Genomic DNA, 21596 nt, shown 5'->3' on the forward strand with positions numbered 1-21596 from the left:
TTCGAGTCCTTGGGTCTTTTTGTGGGATAATATGTAAGATAACTTCACTGGTGATGATTTAGAAGATTGATTTTAGTGATAACCATAAAGAAAAAAATATTGTTTCTGTACGACCAACTATAGAAGTAACTTGCTAGAGAATTTTTAATAAGTATATGAACAAGTGATTTCAGTGTCTTATGAGATGTTTAAAAATATGACTAGAAAAATAACTATGCAAGTAACTGTCATATACATAATGTTTTCAAATTTTCGTGTCTTTGTTTTAAAAAAGAAACCGGGTTCAGTTGAAAAAAAGTTACTACGATACTTAAGTGGGCTAAAATTCCCTATTAATATCCCTATCAACAAGAGATAAAATGGCCAGTTTGGTGTGATTCCTCTATCTAAAAACGCCCATACTACCGAAATTCCATAGATTATAAACTGAATGAGTGTTACAATGAAAAACTTTTTATTGCCATTTTCATTATCCAAGTTTTATTCCTCCATATCGTTTTATGTCATTTTACCATTATCATTGAAGGTTACACAAAAAGTCTTTGATTTATTTCAAGTATAACTGAAAAAGCTAGCGGAACCGACTTTGATTTTACTTGAACCAAGAGCGTAGTTACTGAATTAATTACTTATTTTATTGATTTTAATAAGTGAATCAGAAAAAATATCTGACAAAAACTATGAGCAGAAAGAACTTACTTTTCAGAGCAGAATTACTATAGATCCTTAATAGGATAAGTTGTTAATTATTTATTATTGTGACAAGGATAAATTATGAAGGAAAGAACAAGTTGTTTTGTCTTCATTATTACCTTTTTCAAATCAGCATAAGTTTTCACTATTTATAATTACGCAGGTAATTGTAGTAATAGATATAGTTCGTTATAATAACTTTGTAATGATAAATTAAAGTTATTTTATGAGGAGTTATAAAATGAAAAAAGTGTCGATCATCAGTTTATTGTTTACAACGTTATTGTTGACTGCTTGCCAACAAAACAAAGAGGTGAGTTCTACGTCCTCGTCTACTAAAATTAGTCAAGAAACAACGATCACTTCTACAGAACATTCAGCTACTACAACGGAAATGAGTACAAGCAAAAGCTCTGTCTCTACAGAATCAAGTAGCCAGCAGATGACCATGGAAAGCAGTAGTTCTTCGGTTAGAGAAAGTCAAGTGGTGAATGTTTTGTGGAGTAAGGCTAAAGCACAACAATTAAACACATTTATGGCTAGCTGGGGACAAACCATGAAACAAAGTTATAAAGAATATGGTCCTGGAAATAACGTTAATTTATATGGTTTACAGCTTCCTGATACAGTTCTCGCTAACACAAATGGCTGGCAAGCGACAGTTAATAATGTGCCAATCACTTTAACTTGGTCGGAAAATGGTGAAGCTGCTGGCTATGCGTTAGTAGCGGTCTATTCTGATGTGGAGACGCAAGCATCGTTAGCTAAGCATGTTTATTTCTTTACAATTGATGCAGGTGTCCCTAAAGTCTTGGTGACGAGTCAGAATCAAGGAAATCCTGACAATTATTTATACTTCAAGGAAACAGAGAATCAGCAATTGAAAGATGGATTTACTGAAATTGTGGGAAATGTATAAAACGAAAGTTTAAAATTTTTTGACAAGAAAATAACTTAAAGTGGCTTGTTGATAAGTATAAACCTATTTTTCTAGAAACTTAAAAATCTCATGAACTTGGTAAGTACAAAAGAAAGCTTAGATATAAAATGAAAAGTATAAGCATTATGATATTTTGCCTTAGGCATGAGTAGTAAAACGAAAAAGAATAAATTATTAAAAAGTTTGAAAAGCTAGAACTATCGCTGACGTGATAGTTCTAGCTTTTTTATTTAATCCTAGTTGGTTCATCAAAGTTTTTCTGTCTACTTACTCAAATGGCTTATTTGAAGAGTCTGTATAATGTAGTACGTGGTCAATATTCTAAAACTTTAAATAACAATTTATAATTCATGATATAATGAAAACATATATTAATTGCTTACGCTTGAGTTGTGTATAAGTAAAAACGGACAGGTAATAAATGATGAAGGGAAGTATTTAATTGGCAGAGGCAAAATTTGAAGAGGCTTTAATTGCAAAACTGGAAGATGAAGGCTGGACTTATCGAAAAGATTTTTCCAATGTTAGTATAAGGAAGCTTGAACAACATTGGCGAGATATTTTAAATGAAATTAATGCACATAAGTTAAATGGGAACCCGCTATCAGATATCGAGTTCGGATTAATTATTCAAGAAGTACGACGTATCCGAACACCTTACGATGCACAACTTCTATTGGTAGGAGCGGGTGGAGTAGGTTCAATTCCTATTACTCGTGATGATGGTTCTGGCTTAGAAGTTGAAATTTTTTATGAAGACGATGTAGCGGGTGGTCGTTCTCGATATGAAATTGTCAATCAAGTAACATTTGATGATCTACCTAAAGGATTAACGACGAAACGAATAATTGATGTGGCCTTGCTTATAAATGGAATTCCTGTTGTTCATATCGAAGAAAAAGACGAGCATTTGCAAAATCAGTGGCATGCGTTTGAGCAATTAAAAGGCTATCACGGTGATGGTTTGTATAAAGGATTGTTTGCATTTGTACAAGTACAATTTATTATGAGTCAACATTCAGCACATTATTTTGCTCGACCAAATGCTTTTGAAAATTACAACAAGACTTTTGTATTTGGCTGGCGTGATGAAAATAATAAGGATATAACGGATGCGTTTGAGTTTGCCCATCAGGTAATGGGAATCCCCGCCTTGCATCGTTTAGTCACTGTTAATATGATACCAGATGCATCAAATGACAACTTGATGGTTATGCGTAGTTATCAGATTCAAGCAACACGAGAAATTTTACAACGAACGAAAGAAATGGCAGCAAACGATTTGATTCAAAAAGAAGGTGGGTACATCTGGCATACAACGGGATCCGGGAAAACGGTTACATCTTTCAAGGTTGCACAATTATTAGCTGCAACTCCTAGAATCCGAAATGTCTTATTCATCGTCGATCGCGTGGATTTGATTGACCAAACTCTTGAGAATTTTAAAGATTTTGCCTATATGCATTTTAAAAAACGTATTAAAAAAGTTAAAGGCCGAGAATTGAAAAAAGAGTTAAAACATAAAGGTGCGTCACAAATTTTATTGATATCTGTTCAAGGATTAACAAAAGCTGTTAGACAGGGGCTAAAAAACGACGAATGGAACGTTATTCTTATGGATGAAGCACATAGAAGCGCAAGTGGTGATTCGGTACGATTAATCAAAGAAGCATTTAAAAAAACTACGTGGTTTGGTTTTACAGGAACGCCTAACTTTTATAGTGATGAAATAAATGATGTGAAAACAACCAGAGATGTTTCAACACATGATATTTTCGGAAAGCGACTGCATACGTATACGATTAAAGATGCAATTGGAGACGGAAATGTTTTGGGCTTTGACGTTTCATATTTCAAACCACATTGGGTGATTGAACGTGCTCAGGAAGGATTTTCAGAAAAAGAATATGAAAAGGAAGTCTATCAAAGTGATGTTTATCGTCAAGAAGTAGTACAGGATATTCTAGATAATTGGAAGAAGACATCTAGTGGCGCATTGGTTGCAGGGAAGAGAGAAGAGAATGCTTTTCAGGCAATGTTAGCTGTTTCTGGTAAGCAAGCTGTTATTCACTATTACAATATTTTTAAAGAAAAAGCACCAGATTTAAATGTCGCAATGACGTTTTCTCGAGGCGAATCAAATGAATATGGTACCAAAGAACAAAATGAAGCATTGAAGAAAGCTATTGCTAGCTATACGAAAAAGTTTAATGTACCAAGCATTTTAGATGCTAAAGATCCAGCTCGTGCTTATATGGTAGATATCACTAAACGTTTGGCACGTAAGAAACCATATAATCAAGGTAAAGAAGATGAACGATTAGATTTAGTGATAGTATCTGATCAATTGTTAACAGGATTTGACTCGAAGTATATCAATATGATCTACATGGATAAAATGCTTAAAGAAGGAATGCTTATTCAGGCAATGTCTCGTACAAATAGAACCCTAGATCGCAATAGTAAACCTCATGGTAAAGTACGCTTTTACCGTCAGGGAGATGAGATGCAAGGCTTTGTTGAAAACGCATTGCGCATTTATACAAAAGGTGGAAATGATACACTCCAAGAGGCAGAAGAAGAGACCGGAAACCATCTTCCCAAAGATTTGGTTACTGATGATATTTTGGCTAAACCACAAAGTCATCAGATTATTGATTTAGAAGAAGATGTTTCCAGACTAAAAGAGTTAGCAGGCAATGATTTTAGTCAAATTCCACGAGGACAAAATAATCTAAAAGAGTTTGTAAACGTAGGTTTGTCTACACAAAATAAAATCCAACGATTAGTACAACAGGGGTATGAATTGGAGAGCGAAATTGAAGAATTGAATGAAAAATGTGAACCAACTGGTAAGATGGTTCGACTTAATATTTCAAGTATAGAAGAATTTGGTGCATTACAAGCTCGATTAAATGATGCTAGGGAAAAACTACCTGAACCAGAACGTCCTGATTTAACTGAAATTAAAATAGGAATTGAATTGTATAGTCATCAAATCATTGATTACGATATGTTAGTGGAACTTTTGAATACATTCATTGATGAACAAACTGAACCAAATAAAGAAGCAATCAATAAACATATTACACCGATGGATGATGAAAGCCGCAAAGAAATTCATGCGATTGTGGATGACATTGAGTCTGGAGAAATTACTACACACTTTACAACAGAATCTCTTCAAAAAACGCGAAAGAAGTATCGCACAGAACTTCGAGAATTAAAACTTCGCCGTTGGGCAGCAAATCAACATGTCAATGGCAACCGGATTGTGGAAGCTTTTGATTTATTTTTACCTGGACATAACTTGATTGAAAACCAAAAATTAGCAGATCTTCTGCATGAAATTGAGGAGGAAGAGAACATCGGATTCTTTGAGTCATCAGATTTTGAAGAATCAGTAATGAACTTTTTTAATTCTTTGTAGAGAGTACATTTTAATTTTGAAGACTGAGTGAAAGAAGGAAAGACTAATGGCGTTATCAAATGAACAACAAACAAAAATGTGGGGGATGCTTAATCAAACAAGAGGACAAATTGGATTAACAGCATATAAAGATTATATATTTGGCATCTTATTTTATAAATATCTATCTGAAAAGGCGACACGCTGGCTAGAAAACGTTTTACGTGGAGAAACTTGGGAAAGTGTTTATTCTCAGGATTCTGCTAAAGCGCTGGATTACATGAACAAAAATCTTGGTTATGCCATTCAACCAAATGATTTTTTTGAAGATTGGAAGAAAGCAATTGACGGCGATCGATTTAATATTGGAATGATGACGGACTCTTTTGGCCATTTCAATCAACAAATCGCATTTAACGCAAAGGGAGATTTTGAGGGGATTTTTGATGGCATGCGTTTTGATAGTGCTGATCTAGGTGCTAACGCACAAGCACGTGCTAGTGTAATGATTTCAATGATTGAGCTACTATCTTCGCCAGAATTTGATTTATCAGGTGGTGAAGATACGGTTTCGGATATCTATGAATACTTAGTTGCCCAGTTTGCTACGGTACTAGCTTCTGATATGGGACAGTATTATACACCAAAAGAAATTTCAGATGTAATGGCTCGAATTTTGACACACGGACGGGAAGATAAAGAGAGCTTCTCTATTTATGATCCTACAGTAGGATCAGGTTCTCTTTTACTTACAACAGCTAGTTATATGAAAAATTCAAATAGACGTGGAATGATAAAGTATTTTGGTCAGGAAAAAGACGCTACGCCTTACCGACTAGCCAGAATGAACTTGATGATGCATGGTGTTGAATATAATGACATTAATGTCAACCATGCCGATACGCTTGAGAGCGACTGGCCAGACGGAGTAGTGGAAGGAAAAGATTCTCCACGAATGTTTGATGCGGTTATGGCTAATCCACCATACTCAGCTCATTGGAATAATAAGGATCGTGAAGATGACCCACGGTGGCGTGAATATGGAGTTGCTCCAAAAACAAAGGCAGACTACGCATTCTTGCTGCATTGCTTATATCATTTAGAAGAGAATGGTCGTATGGCGATTATTCTGCCACATGGTGTGCTATTTCGTGGGGCAGCAGAAGGACGAATTCGTAAGACGCTAATTGATAAACATCAGATTGAAGCAATAATAGGCTTCCCTGATAAGTTATTTTTAAATACATCTATCCCAGTTTGTGTCTTAATTCTAAGAAAAAATCGAATGGATTCAGATGTCTTATTTATTGATGCAAGTAAGGAATTTGAAAAATTGAAGAATCAAAAACGCTTACGCGCAGAAGATGTTGAAAAAATTGTTGATACAGTAATTAACCATAGAGAAATTGATAAATATTCTCACATTGCATCATTAGAAGAAATCAAAGAAAATGATTACAATTTAAATATTCCACGATATGTGGACACTTTTGAAGAAGAGGAACCAATTGATTTAATAGCGCTAAGTAAGGAAATTGTTACATTAAATACTGAGATTGAAAAAACTGAAAGTGAGTTTTTGGCGTTGTTAGATGAATTAGCTGTAACGCCAGAGACAAAAGAAATAATTGAAGCTACAAAGGCGGTATTTCGATGAAAGATGAGAGAAAAAATACCCCTGTGATTCGATTTGCTGGTTTTTTTGACGCGTGGGAACTGCGTAAGCTTGGGGAGGTTGCAGAAATAGTCGGTGGCGGAACACCGAGCACAGGAAACCCAGAATATTGGGGTAGAGATATTGACTGGTACTCTCCAGCAGAAATTGGCGATCAAGACTATGTCTCAGGCAGCCAGAAGAAAATTACACACCTTGGATTACAAAAAAGTTCTGCCAAAATTCTTCCTGCGGGTACTGTTCTTTTTACATCCAGAGCCGGGATTGGAAGTACTGCGATTTTAGCAAAAGAGGGAGCCACTAATCAGGGATTTCAGTCAATTCTTCCTAGAAAAAATGTACTTGATTCATATTTTATATATTCAAGAACAGGGGAGCTAAAACGTTACGGAGAAGTGACAGGCGCTGGTTCAACTTTTGTTGAAGTTTCTGGCAAGCAAATGGCGCAAATGCCAATTTGTATTCCGGATATAAAGGAACAGGAACAGATTGGGAGTTTCTTCAAACAACTTGACGGCACTATCACCCTTCATCAGCGTAAGATAGAAGCTATACAGCAGATTAAGAAAGGCTTCCTACAGCAGATGTTCCCAACAAATGAAGAATCGGTTCCAAGGGGACGGTTCGCTGATTTTGAAGAAAAGTGGGAACAACGTAAGCTGTCCGAGCTTGCAGAGTCATTTGAATATGGATTGAATGCTACTTCGACTGATTACAATGGAGAAAATAAGTATCTTCGCATTACAGATATTGATGATAACAGCCGAGAATTTATTCAAGATGGTTTAACTTCGCCAGATATTGATTTATCTTCAGCAGATAATTATAAACTTCAAAAAGGCGACGTACTTTTTGCGAGAACTGGAGCAAGCGTCGGGAAAACATATCGTTATCAAGAAAAAGATGGTTTGGTTTACTATGCAGGTTTCTTGATTCGAGCTCGAATTAAACCAGAATTTGACTCTGATTTCGTGTTTCAAAATACACTAACCGATAGATACAATAACTTTATTAGAATAACATCACAGCGTTCTGGTCAGCCAGGTGTTAATGCAAAAGAGTATGGTGACTTTCAAATTTCTGTTCCAAATTTTGATGAACAGAAAAAGATTGGAAAGTTTTTCAAAAGTATTGATGATTTATTCACCCTTCATCAAGATCAATTGAACAAACTAAAAACCGTAAAAAAAGCCTACCTCCAAAACATGTTCATATAAAACAATCCCCATCCAGCTTCTACCTTAGCTTGATGGGGATTTGCTATCACATCAACATGGATAAATGTCGGATAATTTTATCGTTATCCTGATTTTCTAATTCTTGAATAATATGCAGATATGTTTCCTGAGTCGTCGTCATACTAGAATGTCCCAACCGATTTGCAACGCTGGCAATTGAAACACCTGCAAATAAAAGTAAAGATGCATGAGTATGTCGCAAACTATGAACTGTAATAATTGGGATGTTTGCACGAGTGCACAATACTCCCAAACGATTATTAATAGTGGAATTGAATACTCTGCTCTTAACAAAAATTGGTTTATCTGGTTCTTTCGCTTTAATTAATTGTGAAAATTGCATGGCTAATTGCCAGTCGATTTGAATTTTTCTATTGGATGATTCATTTTTTGTTGGTTGGAAAGAGCCAGTTGTCTTTTTATAATTCCAAGTTTTATTAATGTCTATTTTTTGTTTGGAAAAATCAAAATCTAACGGTGTCAAAGCCAATGCTTCAGAAAAGCGAAGACCTGTTTTAACAACTAACAAGATAAACCAATCCCAATTAATTTCTTCTGTCAAATTCAGCTCTTTTAATAAAGCTTGAACTTCAAATTGATTTAGAAATTTTGCTTTTTTGGGTCGAGGAGCTTTTCCTTTAATAATGATTTTTCTTGTAGGGTTTTGCGTAAGAACACCCTCATCCACTGCATCTAAAATAGCACCTTTCAAATGATGATGAAAATCCATAGTAGTCTGCTTTTCATGGGTAAGCGCATAATCATTTAACAATTGTTGATAGCTATATCGATCTAGTTCCTTTAGTTTTAAATTTGGTGCAAGTTCTTGTAATTTTTGTTCGACTACATAGTATTTTTGTAAGGTAATAGAACGAATAGCTCCCACCTTATAGAGATTCACCCATTCTTTAAAATACTCATGAAACATTTGCTCTTTTCTTCTTTTTGCTTTCATAAAAAACCTCCCAGATAATTGATAGATGAGTACATCATCTTTGTTTATTATCTAGGGAGTTAGTTGGAGTGTAAATATTGCTTAGATGAACATGTTTTGAAGATAAGCTTTTTTTAAGGCTTTGAGTTGGTCTAGTTTTTGTTGATGAAGATTAGCCCCTTTGTCTATTTGGTTGAAAAACACACCTATTTGTTGTTGTTCTTCAATATTTTTAGGGATTAAAAAATCTGTATTTGAAACTTTCTTCCAATCTGAACGAGGCATCTTTGTTCCTGCTGTATCGTTTGCCACTTTTTGATATTTATCAGCCTGAATTAAAGCATAAATAAAACTAGGAATACTTTCTTTTGCTCTAAGAACCCAAAAATCACCTAATGCTATACCCATAAAATCGGTCATTAGCCAATTCTTTAAATAAGGTCGAAGTTTCCCATATAAAATATCTTCAGATTCAAATTTAATTCCTTTTCGATTATCGAACTTTGTAGATACATCTTTATTTAAACGACCTTCTCCAGCAAAAATATCCTCAAATTCTACTTTAGGTAATTCATTATCACTTGAACTTTTATTAACACGTGTTACTATATCTGTTAACTTACGCTCCACCCACTCTTCCTTAAAATCAGCAAACCGCACTCTTGGCAATTTTTCTCCATTTACTGGGAACAACTGCTTTAAAAAGCCGTTCTTCATCTGCATTAACGCATCTAACTTACGCTGATGAAGAGTGATAGTGTCATCAATTTTTTTAAAAAAACATCCAATTGCGTTTTGTTCCTCATAGTTTGGAATCATAATTTTAAAATTGGAATACTCTTCAGCATTAACTCCTGGTTGACCGGAACGTTGCGAAGTAATCTTAATAAACCGGTTATAGCTATCAGTAAAAGTTGTTTGAAATACGAATTCTGAGCTAATTTTAGATTTTATTCTGGCTCGAATGAGGAATCCTGCATAGTAAACTAGTCCATCACTTTCCCTATACATATATGTTTTCCCAACACTTGCTCCAGTTCTCGCAAAAAGGATATCACCTTTTTTAAGTTTGTAATTATCAGCACTTGCAAAATCAATATCTGGGGAAGTTACTCCACTTTGATTAAACTTGTGACTGATATCATCAATATCAGTAATACGAATATACTTATTACTTCCATCAAATTTTTTAGCAGATGCATTTAGTCCATACTCAAAACTTTCAGCTAATTCCCCTAACTTACGCTGTTCCCACGCGTAAACCAACAGTAATAGAAGAAAATAGTTTATTATAATATACATTTTAAAACAATCCAAAAATCACTAATCCACCAACAGAAAAATGTTGATTTTCCAACAAAAAAGCGTTAAGTTTATAACTAGTTAATGTAGAATTTTCAACAATTTTGAGGAGTGAATCATTTTGATTAATTTAGAAGAAGTATTTAGTCAAGCTGGAATTGATTTTGAGCTGTATGATCATCGCGCGATTTACACGAATGAGGATGCGCTAGTGGTCAAAGCAGAGCAAGGTTTTACTGGCACTGAGACTAAAAGTTTATACCTAAAAGATAAGCAAAAAAATAACTATATTTTTCTGACTTTTACGACGAAAAAGAGTGATTTTAAACGATTAAGTAAGTTGATTGGCAAAAGAGTATCAGTTGTTTCTGCTGAAATGATGGAAGAGCAAACGGGACAAAAGCCTGGCGCAGTTTCTCCTTTTGGCTACGAAGCACATGTTCCAGTGATTATTGACGAAGAATTATTAGCACATGAAAAATTAGTTTTCGCACCAGGACGTCCAGATCAAACTATGGTGGTGAAAGTAGCTGATTTAGATAAAATAATTGAAGTGCTCAATTTGGAAACCTATCTATTACCTGTAGAGGAGTAAAAAATGTCTGAGATTTTAAGAGAAATTGGAATCATTTCCCGTTCGTTATCATATATTAGTAATGTTGAGTTCAAGGAATTAGAGTTAAATAAAGAGCAATATCTGTACTTAACAAGAATCTATGAGAACCCAGGGATCATCAATGACGCGATAGCAGAGTTAGTCAAACAAGATCGGACAACTGTCTCGAAGTCTGTTCAAAAACTTGTAAATGCTGGTTTAGTTCGGAAAGAAATTGATGTTGAGAATAAAAAAATTCGTCGATTATATGCGACTGAAAAAGCAGAAGAGCTCTACGACTATTTAAAACGTGAAGAAGCTTATTCGGAAAAAGCGGCACTATTTGGACTTGCCGCAAAAGAAAAAGAAACCTTGTTAAATTTATTGAAAAAAGTTAGCAGAAATGTCGATGAAGAGTGGCTGTTTGTCAAAAATGGCAATAAACGAATCTATTAGGTTTTTCTAACAATAAAAGAGCCAAGCAGGGGCGTATTCTGTTTGGCTTTTTGTCTGCAATAAGTGTTATGGATAGACATAAAATAGTTTAAAAGGCGTATTTTGCTGAAGAATACCTAATTAAAAAAGTTTAGTTTAGTGAATTATCTTATATGTTTACTAAAAATAAAGACTATGCTATCATGCTTTTTGAAAACGCTTTATTTAGTTGTGTCGCGATTGGATTAAAGGCAGATGCTGAGGGCAAGTCATCTAGGAGGTATTGGATGAAAAAACGGAAGATGATTCAGTGGTTATCGTTAGTGGGAAGTATCATTGCTATTGGTATGTTTCAGAGTACAACAGTAAAAGCAGCGGAGATTTTTGAAACTAATTTTAGTCAAGAAAAAGGGAATTGGTTAGATATCAAAGGGACTTCCAAGACTAGTCTCAGTGAGAATCAATTAGTTATTAGTAATACAACACAAGGCACTTCGATTGAATCTGTGAGTGTTTTACAAGATGCACCGTTAAAGAAAACTGGAGAAGTTGAGATGACTTTTCTTTATGAAGGACAAAAAAACTTCGGGCTGATTTTTAGAGGTAGTGAGACTGATTCAGCGACTTGGCAGTCATTTGCTTACAATGGAGATGGGGACTGGCAGCTAGGGCAACCGGGTGGAAAGTGGATTACCACAATTAAAGGTTCACCATTGGTCAAAGGAAAAACATATCGTTTGTTGGTGCGCTATGAAGAGAAAAAAATTGTTGCTTATTTGAATGGTCACTTATTATATGAAAATCAAGAAGTCAACTATCCTAATGGTAATGGAAGTATTGATGGGGATTGGCAAGGCAAAATCGGTATTCGTCTTTTTGGTGATCGGATAACGTTGAAGGTAGCGGCGCTAAAAAATGGGGAGATTGGTTCGATTCCTTTAGATCCAGAAGAGTCAAATGATCCAACTGAGGCAGAAGCTAAAGAGTTGCAACAAAAATGGAAAACCAATCTTGTTGGTGATTTTGAAAAAAATCCTGAATTATTAAATGATCCAGATGTTATTGCGTATACGCAAAAGCTTTCAAAACAAGCCAATGAATTATATGGGAAACTAAATAAAGAATCCAATCGCACGTATTTGTGGGAAAAGATTGCATCAGACACAGCATCTGCAGATATAACAACCCAATTTGCGAATCTTTCTGTTTTGGCTCGGGCTTACGGGACACAGGGAACGGCGCTTTACCAAAATCAACAGGTAGGAACGGACATTGTCGAGGCGCTTGATTTTATGGTAGATGTTCGAAAATATGATGGTAAAAAATATCATGGCAATTGGTGGGATTGGCAGATTGGTGTGCCACAAAAATTTATTGATATTCTAATGATTATGAAAGACGAACTGACACCGGACCAATTAGCGAAATACACGCAAGTCATTTCGCTGTATGTTCCAGATCCTTATAAACAATTGTACGGTAAGCCACAAGGAACCTTTGTTGATTTGCATTTTATTCCCAATTTTCAAACGACAGGAGCGAATCGGACAGATTTAGCATTAACGGTCATGGGGTTGGGTATTTTACAAAAAAGTGGAGATAAATTAAGTGTTTCCGGCGAAAGTATCAAAGAAGTTTTTGCGCTTGTGACAAAAGGAGACGGATTCTATAAAGATGGCTCGTTTATTCAACATGGTGATATTCCATATACAGGTTCATATGGAAATGTTTTAGTGAAAGGAACAAGCAAGATTTTAGGAATTTTAGCCAATTCAAAATGGAATTTACCTAAAGAAGTAACTGATTCTTTTGTGAACAATGTGAATAACGCCTTTATTCCGCTAATCGAGAAGGGCGAAATGATGCCAATGGTGAATGGTCGTTCCATTTCGCGAGCAACTTCGACAAAAACAACTGGTTTTGGTTCACCGACGATGTATAATTTATTGCTAGTATCAGAGTTTGCAGACCCATCAGCAAACAGTCAGTTGAAGGAAAGTGTCAAATATTGGTTGAAGGAGAATCCAGCTTATTACTATACCAATGCACGTGATTTCAAAGATCTATTGTTAACAAAACAAGTGATGAGTGATGAAACAATACTTGGAAAAGAAAAACCGTTTCTAGGAAGTAAATTGTATGGTGCAATGGATCGTTATGTGTATGCTAGTGGTGATTTTAGTGTTGGACTTAGCATGTACTCGAACCGAATTTCTTCATTCGAGGCAGGTAATAAAGAGAATAAACGGGGCTGGCATACATCCGATGGCATGTTGTATTTATTTAATCAAGATCAGCAATATGGGGAAGGTTATTGGCCAACGGTTGACCCATACCGATTGCCTGGTACGACAGTTGATACAGTCAAGCTAGCAGATGAAGTAAGTTCATTTACAACAGTGCGTTCGTCAGAAAAACAAGTAGGGGGTGCAACAGATGGAAAGCATGCCGCTATTGGTATGGCGTTAAACAAAGCGGGTACGAAAAATAACGGTACGGTTTTACCAATGGATCTTAAAGCGCAGAAATCTTGGTTTGTGTTTGATGACCAAATTGTTGCATTAGGCTCAGGCATTCAAGGAACGACGTCAGCTTCGATTGAAACAGTGATTGAAAACCGGATGCTTGATTCCAACAGTATGTACCAGTTAATGACAAATCAAGGTGAGATTTCCGGCAATGGCGAACAAATCATGCAAGCAAATGACTGGCTCCTCTTGTCATCTTCACAAAAAAATCAGAGTATTGGATATTACTTCCCTCAAAAAGAAACAATTACTTTGGTTAAGGAAGAGCGTACTGGAAAATACAGTGATATCAATGAAGGGTTCCCAAACAATCAAGTGTATACCGAAGACTATCAAAAAGTTTTACTTAACCATGGTCAAAAACCAATTGATGAAAAGTATGCGTATGTTCTCTTACCAAACGCAACAACGCAAGGTCTTGAAAATTATGCAAAACAAAATCGAATCGAAATTTTATCCAACGAAAAGGAAAATCAAAGTGTCAAAGATACAGTCACTGGAATAACAGCGGCAAATCTTTGGTCAGCCAATCAAACAGTGGCAGGTATTACAGTGGATCAACCAGCCTCAGTTTTGGTGAAAGAGCAATCAAATCAGGCGAAAGTAACAGTCGCTAATCCGCTACAAACAAATGAAACACTGACGCTGAGTTTTTCAAAAGCAGTTAAAAAAGTTATTCATGCAGATGAAAATGTAACAATCAGTGCAGATAGAAGAAGTGCACAAGTTCAAACGACAAGTATGACAGGTGAATCTAGTCAGTTGGAAGTTGAGTGGGAATAAAAGGTTGTGGTGCAAAGTAGTTAGCTTCAAGTAATAAGGAAACTTTTCTAAAAATAGTTTCCCAAATTTTTGTGGCATTTAGACTTGTTTTGAATGGTGAACACTGTAAATAAAAGTTGAAGAAAAGAAGGACGAGCAGTTTTGTACTCGTTCTTCTTTTTCTGTGTAAAGAGACACGTTCAAACAAATACCTTAATTATTTTACTGAATTTTCACTAAACTATTTGAAAAAATAGGTGAATCAATGGTATAGTCTACTAGAATAAAATGAAAGCGCTTTGTTGGGAGAGAATAGGAATGCGAAAAGCTGTGATTCAAAGTAAAATAACGACAACAGAACAAAAAAACATTTTAAAAATCATTATTGGAAATGTTTTTTTAGGGTTTGCTTACGCAAATTGGATGAAACCGAATAATATTATCAATGGTGGGGTAACAAGTGTGGCAATGATTTTAGAAAAAATCTCGCACATACCGATTTTTTATTTAACTTCTGGTGTAACAGTCCTACTATTGATTTTTTGTTGGTTCTTTTTGGGTAAAGGGAATTTTCTTAAATCAATCGTTAGTAGTATTTGTTACAATCTGTTCTTTACGATGTTTTATTTACTTAAACTCAATGTGCAAATCAATTTGGTTGTTGATTTTCTTTTTGCCTGTATTTTTATCGCGATTGGGTATTATTGTTGTATTTCCGCGAATGCTTCTACGGTAGGAATGGATGTCATTGCTTTAGCAATCAATAAAAAACATCCAGAATTTAGTATTGCTAGAGGAATCCGTTACATAAATGTAATGGTACTGGCTTTGGGATTTTTGACTTATGGGGTAAAATCAGTAGTGATAGGTATTTTGTTCAGTTTACTGAACTCGTATATTTTAGATTTTTTATTAAAACGAAGGATGGAAGAATGAGGTGCTAACATGGCAACAATTAAAGACATTGCAGATTTAGCAAGTGTTTCTAAGACAACTGTTTCTCGAGTATTGAATTTTGATCAAACGTTATCAGTGAGTGATGAGACAAAAAAACGAATTTTTGAAGCGGCAGAGAAACTAGAATATACCAAATATAAACGGAATCGCGTCATTGATAAAGGAAAAATCGCAATCGTTCAATGGATGACGGAAAAAGATGAATTGGATGATGTGTATTATCTTTCGCTAAGAATGAGTGCTGAAAAGAAGATTTTGGATGAAGGCTACGAGATTGTGCGCTATTTTTATAACAATACGCGTATATTTGATGAAGAGGTAATTGGGATTATTTCGATTGGCGAATGTACACCAGAGCAGCAACAATCATTAATTGATTTTACAGATAACCTAGTTTTTGTTGGCATGGATATTCTTTCAACAAAATATGATTCTGTGTCCCTAGACTTTGATCAAGCTGTGAATAGTGTGATTGACTTTTTCTGTGCACGTGGTCATAAGAATATTGGGTTCATCGGTGGCTTGGACTACGGTAAAACATTGCCTAACCATCCTGTTGGAAAAGACAAACGAACCATTGCTTTTGAAAAATACACAAGTTTCCGTGATGTCTATCGGGAGGAAAATGTATTCCAAAGCGGTTTTGATGTCGAAAGTGGTTATGAGATGATGAAACAAGCAATCGCTACGTTAGGGCAACATTTGCCAACCGCATTTTTTATCGCAAATGATCCTTTGGCAGTTGGTGCACTAAGAGCGTTGCTGGAAGCAGGAATCAAGGTACCTGAAAGAGTATCGTTAATTGGGTTCAATGATACGAGTGTCGCTAAACATATTTTTCCAACGTTGAGTTCAGTGAGAATACATACAGAACTGATGGGCGAAGCAAGTGTGGAGTTACTGTTGGAGAAATTAGAAACTGGAAGACAAGTGGCTAAAAAATTAATTATTGCGACGGAACTCAGTTTGCGCGGGAGCACAGGTGATTAAAATCGATTAGTGGTTGCTGATTGTTTTACTAGCTATTCGAAAAAAGGGAGGACAAGTTTTTTGTCCTCCCTTTTTTTATGCGAGAAAGCCTTATGAAAATCAACTCAAATAAGTTTAGTGAATAAAATAAAAAAGTTCACTAAACTTATTGACCTTTTCCTGGCTTTCGTGTATTCTACGAATGAATAAAGCGTTTACAAAAATTTAGGAGGTACTTTATGAAGTACAAAAAATTGTTGAGCGGTGCTTTAGGATTATTAGCGGTAGTTAGTTTGGCAGCTTGTGGTGGCGGTGATTCAAAAGCAGAAGCAGGAGCAGATTCTGCTAAGGATTTGGCAAAAGAAGAACGCGTGAAAAAAGCAAATATTGAGGTGTATGTTCCCAAAGGTAAGAATACCGATTACTTGCAAAAATCCGTTGAGCTTTACAATCAGAAATATGATACAGAATTGGAATTGAATCCAGTGGATGTAGCTCCCGCTATTCCGATGGTTCAAAAGGTAACACCAAAATTAGTTGCAAATGAAAAAATGCCAGATTTGATTTTCTTGCAAGATAGTAATGCTGGTTCAGTTTTTGACAAGTTTGAAGATTTATTTTACTCATCTGAAGACTTTGGTTTTGTAAAAGAGTACGGCAAAGATTTTTATGATGCAAAGATGAACATGTTGGGGAATATTGCACCATCGAAAAAAGTATTTGGTTTTCCTAATGATTGGGGAAATGCGTGCATGTTTTATAATGAAACCGCTTTTAAAGAAGCTGGAATCGATGTAGCAACCATTAAAAATTGGGATGAATTGATTGATGCAGGGAAGAAATTAAAAGAAAAAACAGGCAAAAAGCTATTATTCATGCGTGATACAGGAGAATTGGATCTTGTTAAATATTTGACGGAACAACAAGGTGTGTCTTTATTTGATAAAAATGGAAAATTGAATTTATTAGATGACGCGGTTAAAAAATCATACGAAATCATTCAAAAACTTCAAGATGAAGATTTAGTAGCTTACGGTAATTCGAAAGACTATACAGTGATTGGGCAAGAATGTGGTGTAATCTTTGCTGGAGGCTGGTTAGCTTCTTATCAAGCAACGGATTATCCAGATGATGCAGGAAATTGGCGAATCAGTGCGATTCCTGCAGTAGACGAATCAAAAAACTTTTCACCAATGAGTGGTGGATCTAGTTATTATGTACCTAAAAAATCAGATAATGCGTTAGCAGCGTTACAATTCATCACCTTTGCACTAACGGATAAAGATGCGTTGGATGCTTATATGGAACTAAGTGGTTTGCCTGCAAACGTAACTGCATATCAAAGTGAAGTTGCTCAAAAAGAGTTTCCATATTATGGAAATCAAAAGATTTTATTGACGCTAGATGAAATCAGTCAAAATAGTATCAAAGGTTATGCATTCCCTTACTCAGCAGATTTAGACAATTATATTGAAGCTGCAAGCTATGACATCAAGAATAATGGCGTGTCTGTTGATAAAGCATTGAAGAAACAAGCAGAAGATTTTGCTTCGAAATACAATGTAGAAATAAACGAGTAGATGAAACGGGTTAGGATAGTGAGGGCTGCCATACTGTCCTAACCTATTTTTAGAACAGAAAAGGAGCATCTGGATATGGAATTTCCAAAAAAGAAAAAAGCCATTACTAATTATTCCCGAACAGCTTATATCATGTTGTTGCCATTTTTAGCATTTTTCATCATTACTTTATTGATTCCCGCAGTGATGTCATTAGGATTTAGTTTTTCAAAAGTGTCGACATCGATTGATTTTATCGGCTTAGATAATTTTACAGCTATTTTTAAAGATCCATTGTTTTTTAAATCGTATTTCAATGTGTTTATTTTTATGATTTTTTCAATTCCGATCACAATTTTCTTTGCTTTGATTTTTGCTGTTTTGTTAAATAAGCCAACGATTAAAGGGAAAGGTTTTTTCCGGACCGTGTACTATTTACCAGCAATCACATCGATTGTTGCAGTGTCATCAGTGTTCTTAACTTTTTATAATCCAACAGGTTTATTCAATACTGTGTTAACAACCTTTGGGATGGAGCCGATTCCTTGGCTAACAGATCCATTTTGGGCACGAGTATCAATCATCATTATCTCGATTTGGTTGAATGTTGGGTATTACACAGTCTTGTTTTTAGCTGGATTGCAAAATATTTCTTCAGAAATTTATGAGAGCGCAGATATCGATGGAGCCAATAGTTTTCACAAGTTCTTTAAAATCACGATTCCTTTGTTGAAACCAGTTGTGTTGATGGGAATGATTCTTTCGACAATCAATGGATTAGGAGCCTTTGAAGTACCGAATATTTTATTCAAAAATGGATTTGGTCCAGAATCTTCTGCAGTAACAGTTGGTGTGAATTTGTATAAAACAAGTTTTGAAATGGTTGATTTTGGGAAAGCTTCTGCGATTGCCTGGACGATGGTGATCATTGCAGCAATCCTATCCATTATTCAGTTTATTGTAGGAGGAAAAAACAATGAAGCGTAAATTGAGCCCATTACTTATTTATTTCGTTTTACTGATTGGTTTAGTGATCTTTGCTTTACCTTATGTTTATATGCTCATTGCTTCGACTCAATCGAACGATGTGATTTTAGGGGAAAAAATCAATTTTACGATTGGCCCACATTTTTTGAAAAACCTTGGTGAGATACAAGAAAAATATAATTACATTCGGGTGTTGTTCAATTCGGCTGTCATCACATTGGTAGGGACAGCACTTTCTACGATTGTGACCACGTTAGCTGGGTACGTTATGGCAAAATATCGTTTCAAAGGTAGCAATCTTATTTTTAATTTAGTGATGATTTCTCGAATGATCCCAAGTTTTGCGACATTGATTCCGACTTTCTATATTTTGAGTAAATTTGGTTTAACGAACACGTTTGCTGGGGTCATCATTCCCAGTGTTGCTTCGACAACTTCCGTATTTATGATGCGTCAATATGCACAGCAGTTTCCCAATGAATTGATGGAAGCTTCCCGGATCGACGGTGCTAGTGAATGGACGATTTTTTGGAAAATTGCTGTTCCAGTATTGACACCAAGTATTATCACGACAGCGCTTTTGACGTTTATGGGTTACTGGAACTCTTACTTGATTCCATTGATCGTTTTATCCGATTCAAAAAAATTCACTGTTCCATTGATTATTCAAAACATGACACAAAACAACTATGATCCTTTGAATTATGGTGCACTGATGGCTGTTTTAGCGACCTCAGTTATTCCGATTGTCTTGCTTTATATGTTTTTACAATCAAAATTCAAGTCAAATGGTCTAGACTCTGCAATCAAATAAGAATTTTAGGAGGAACTGCAGGATGAATTTCGAAATCAAAGAAGAATTTTACGTGGATGGGCAGCCAATCAAGCTGATTTCTGGTGCCGTTCATTATTTTAGAATTGCCCCGACACATTGGCGTCAAACATTACAAAATTTGCAGGCGATGGGCTGTAATTGCGTGGAAACGTATGTCCCTTGGAATTTACATGAACCGGAAAAAGGAACATTTGATTTTACTGGAATTGCAGATGTAACGAAGTTCTTAGATATTGCGGAAGAATTAGGTTTGTATATCATCGTTCGACCAAGTCCATATATTTGTGCAGAGTGGGATTTTGGTGGGTTGCCAGCTTGGTTATTGACAGATCCAAGCATGCGCATTCGTAGTCAACATCCAGGTTATTTGCAGGCTGTGAAAGAATATTATCAAGTGTTGTTACCAAAATTAGCGCCATATCAAGTGACACGCGGAGGAAATTTATTACTTGTTCAGGTAGAAAATGAATATGGTTCTTATGGCGAAGATAAAACGTATTTGAAATTTTTAGTAGCAGAACTGCAACGCTACTTTGATGTTCCTTTAGTAACTTCAGATGGTGGCTGGGCAGAAGTGTTAGAAGCTGGAACTTTACCACAAGAAGGTATTTTAGCGACAGCCAATTTTGGATCTGATGCAAATGAAAACTTTAAATGGTTACAGAATTATCAGGAAAAAAATGGGTTGAAGGAACCTTACATGTGTATGGAGTTCTGGGATGGCTGGTTCAACTCTTGGGGGAAACCAATTATTCGTCGTGATCCACAAGAAACAGCAGAAGAAGTACGCCAAGTGTTAAAAAAAGGGAGTATTAATTTCTATATGTTTCAAGGTGGCACGAACTTTGGATTTTATAATGGTTGTTCAGATGCAGGAGCAACGAATGAACCACAGATTACCTCTTATGATTATGATGCGCCGTTAACGGAATGGGGCATGCCGACGGAAAAATATTTTGCTATTCAAAAAGTGATTCAAGAAGAAGTACCAACAGCTAAAACTTCAAAGCCTGTTTATCCAAAGACAACTTACTTAGGTTCTTATGCAGTGAAGGAAAGCGTCAGTTTATTTTCTGTTTTGGAAGAAATCAGTGAGCCGATAATCAATGACTATACCTTGCCTATGGAAAAAATCGGTCAGAATTTGGGATATACCCTGTATCGTAGCCAATTATTGAACAAACGTCATATTGCCAAAATGAAAGTCGTTGATGGCTTGGATCGTGTGCAATTTTTCATGAATCAACAGTTGATTGCTACTCAGTATCAGGCAGAATTAGGACAAGAATTTTCATGTGATTTGACCCAAGAAAAAAATGAATTGAGTTTGTTAGTTGAAAACATGGGTCGAAATAATTATGGTCCTAAGTTAGTTGCGGATAGTCAAAGAAAAGGGATCCGAAGTGGAGTGATGGAGGATATCCATTACATCTCTGATTGGGAACATTATCCGTTAGAATTACGACCAGAACAGTTAGCAAAAATTGATTTTACCAAGGAGACAATCGCAAAAACACCAAGTTTTTATAAGATTGAGCTATTGCTAGAAGAAGTAGGAAACACATTTTTAGATTGTAGTACTTTTGGTAAAGGCGTCGTTTTCGTGAATGGGGAAAACATGGGGCGCTATTGGCAAGAAGGACCGACTCATTCTTTATTCATTCCTGATTTCTTCTGGAAAAAAGGGATAAATGAAGTCATTATTTTTGAAACAGAAGGCGTGCCAATTCATGAAATCCATTTTTCTGAAACACCGATCATGGCGTAGGAGTCAGTGA

At 35.6% G+C, this 21596-nt stretch carries 15 protein-coding genes; 13 read left to right on the forward strand and 2 right to left on the reverse strand.

What is annotated here, in order from left to right:
* Window positions 1–934 precede the first annotated feature (934 nt).
* From JZO71_RS03145 to JZO71_RS03160, 4 genes are all read left to right on the forward strand, one after another.
* Window positions 935–1612 (forward strand): DUF4767 domain-containing protein, encoded by a 678-nt coding sequence (locus JZO71_RS03145; protein ID WP_206898147.1) that lies wholly within the window; start codon window positions 935–937, stop codon window positions 1610–1612.
* A 463-nt stretch (window positions 1613–2075) separates the two neighbouring features.
* A complete protein-coding gene (locus tag JZO71_RS03150; protein ID WP_206898148.1) occupies window positions 2076–5063 on the forward strand; it encodes a type I restriction endonuclease subunit R in 2988 nt (995 codons plus the stop codon).
* 46 nt (window positions 5064–5109) lie between these two features.
* Window positions 5110–6699, forward strand: coding sequence for a type I restriction-modification system subunit M (locus JZO71_RS03155; RefSeq protein WP_206898149.1), 1590 nt, complete (start codon window positions 5110–5112; stop codon window positions 6697–6699).
* Window positions 6696–7934: a restriction endonuclease subunit S gene (locus tag JZO71_RS03160; protein ID WP_206898150.1), complete on the forward strand. Its 1239-nt coding sequence runs from the start codon at window positions 6696–6698 to the stop codon at window positions 7932–7934. Before JZO71_RS03155 ends, JZO71_RS03160 begins: the two co-directional genes overlap by 4 nt.
* A 46-nt stretch (window positions 7935–7980) precedes the next feature.
* Here the strand turns inward: JZO71_RS03160 and JZO71_RS03165 are convergent, their stop codons facing one another.
* Together JZO71_RS03165 and JZO71_RS03170 are read right to left on the reverse strand one after the other, a co-directional pair.
* On the reverse strand, window positions 7981–8910 hold the full coding sequence (locus tag JZO71_RS03165) for a site-specific integrase (protein WP_206898151.1): 930 nt from the start codon (window positions 8908–8910) through the stop codon (window positions 7981–7983).
* Between the two features lie 81 nt (window positions 8911–8991).
* Entirely contained in the window at window positions 8992–10191 is a 1200-nt protein-coding gene (locus tag JZO71_RS03170; protein WP_206898152.1) for a restriction endonuclease subunit S, read from the reverse strand.
* A 121-nt stretch (window positions 10192–10312) separates the two neighbouring features.
* On the opposite strand from JZO71_RS03170, the gene JZO71_RS03175 reads away from it, so the two are divergent.
* The 9 genes from JZO71_RS03175 (at window position 10313) to JZO71_RS03215 (ending at window position 21586) form a co-directional block, all read left to right on the forward strand.
* Entirely contained in the window at window positions 10313–10786 is a 474-nt protein-coding gene (locus tag JZO71_RS03175) for a YbaK/EbsC family protein (RefSeq protein ID WP_206898153.1), read from the forward strand.
* Between the two features lie 3 nt (window positions 10787–10789).
* Complete coding sequence (locus tag JZO71_RS03180; protein WP_206898154.1) at window positions 10790–11242, forward strand: MarR family winged helix-turn-helix transcriptional regulator; 453 nt, start codon at window positions 10790–10792, stop codon at window positions 11240–11242.
* Window positions 11243–11508: 266 nt separating this feature from the next.
* On the forward strand, window positions 11509–14532 hold the full coding sequence (gene hylB / locus JZO71_RS03185; protein WP_206898155.1) for a hyaluronate lyase HylB: 3024 nt from the start codon (window positions 11509–11511) through the stop codon (window positions 14530–14532).
* A gap of 297 nt (window positions 14533–14829) precedes the next feature.
* Window positions 14830–15447 carry a YitT family protein gene (locus tag JZO71_RS03190; RefSeq protein ID WP_206898156.1) on the forward strand — a complete coding sequence of 206 codons (618 nt, stop codon included), beginning with the start codon at window positions 14830–14832 and terminating at the stop codon, window positions 15445–15447.
* A 9-nt stretch (window positions 15448–15456) separates the two neighbouring features.
* Complete coding sequence (locus tag JZO71_RS03195; protein ID WP_206898157.1) at window positions 15457–16458, forward strand: LacI family DNA-binding transcriptional regulator; 1002 nt, start codon at window positions 15457–15459, stop codon at window positions 16456–16458.
* 218 nt (window positions 16459–16676) lie between these two features.
* On the forward strand, window positions 16677–18017 hold the full coding sequence (locus JZO71_RS03200; RefSeq protein WP_206898158.1) for an ABC transporter substrate-binding protein: 1341 nt from the start codon (window positions 16677–16679) through the stop codon (window positions 18015–18017).
* A 75-nt stretch (window positions 18018–18092) separates the two neighbouring features.
* Window positions 18093–18983 carry a carbohydrate ABC transporter permease gene (locus JZO71_RS03205; protein ID WP_206898159.1) on the forward strand — a complete coding sequence of 297 codons (891 nt, stop codon included), beginning with the start codon at window positions 18093–18095 and terminating at the stop codon, window positions 18981–18983.
* On the forward strand, window positions 18973–19797 hold the full coding sequence (locus JZO71_RS03210; protein ID WP_206898160.1) for a carbohydrate ABC transporter permease: 825 nt from the start codon (window positions 18973–18975) through the stop codon (window positions 19795–19797). Before JZO71_RS03205 ends, JZO71_RS03210 begins: the two co-directional genes overlap by 11 nt.
* A 22-nt stretch (window positions 19798–19819) precedes the next feature.
* Entirely contained in the window at window positions 19820–21586 is a 1767-nt protein-coding gene (locus JZO71_RS03215; RefSeq protein ID WP_206898161.1) for a glycoside hydrolase family 35 protein, read from the forward strand.
* Window positions 21587–21596: the final 10 nt, after the last annotated feature.

The sequence above is a fragment of the Candidatus Enterococcus courvalinii genome (genome assembly GCF_017315945.1).
Taxonomy (GTDB): Bacteria; Bacillota; Bacilli; order Lactobacillales; family Enterococcaceae; genus Enterococcus_B; species Enterococcus_B courvalinii.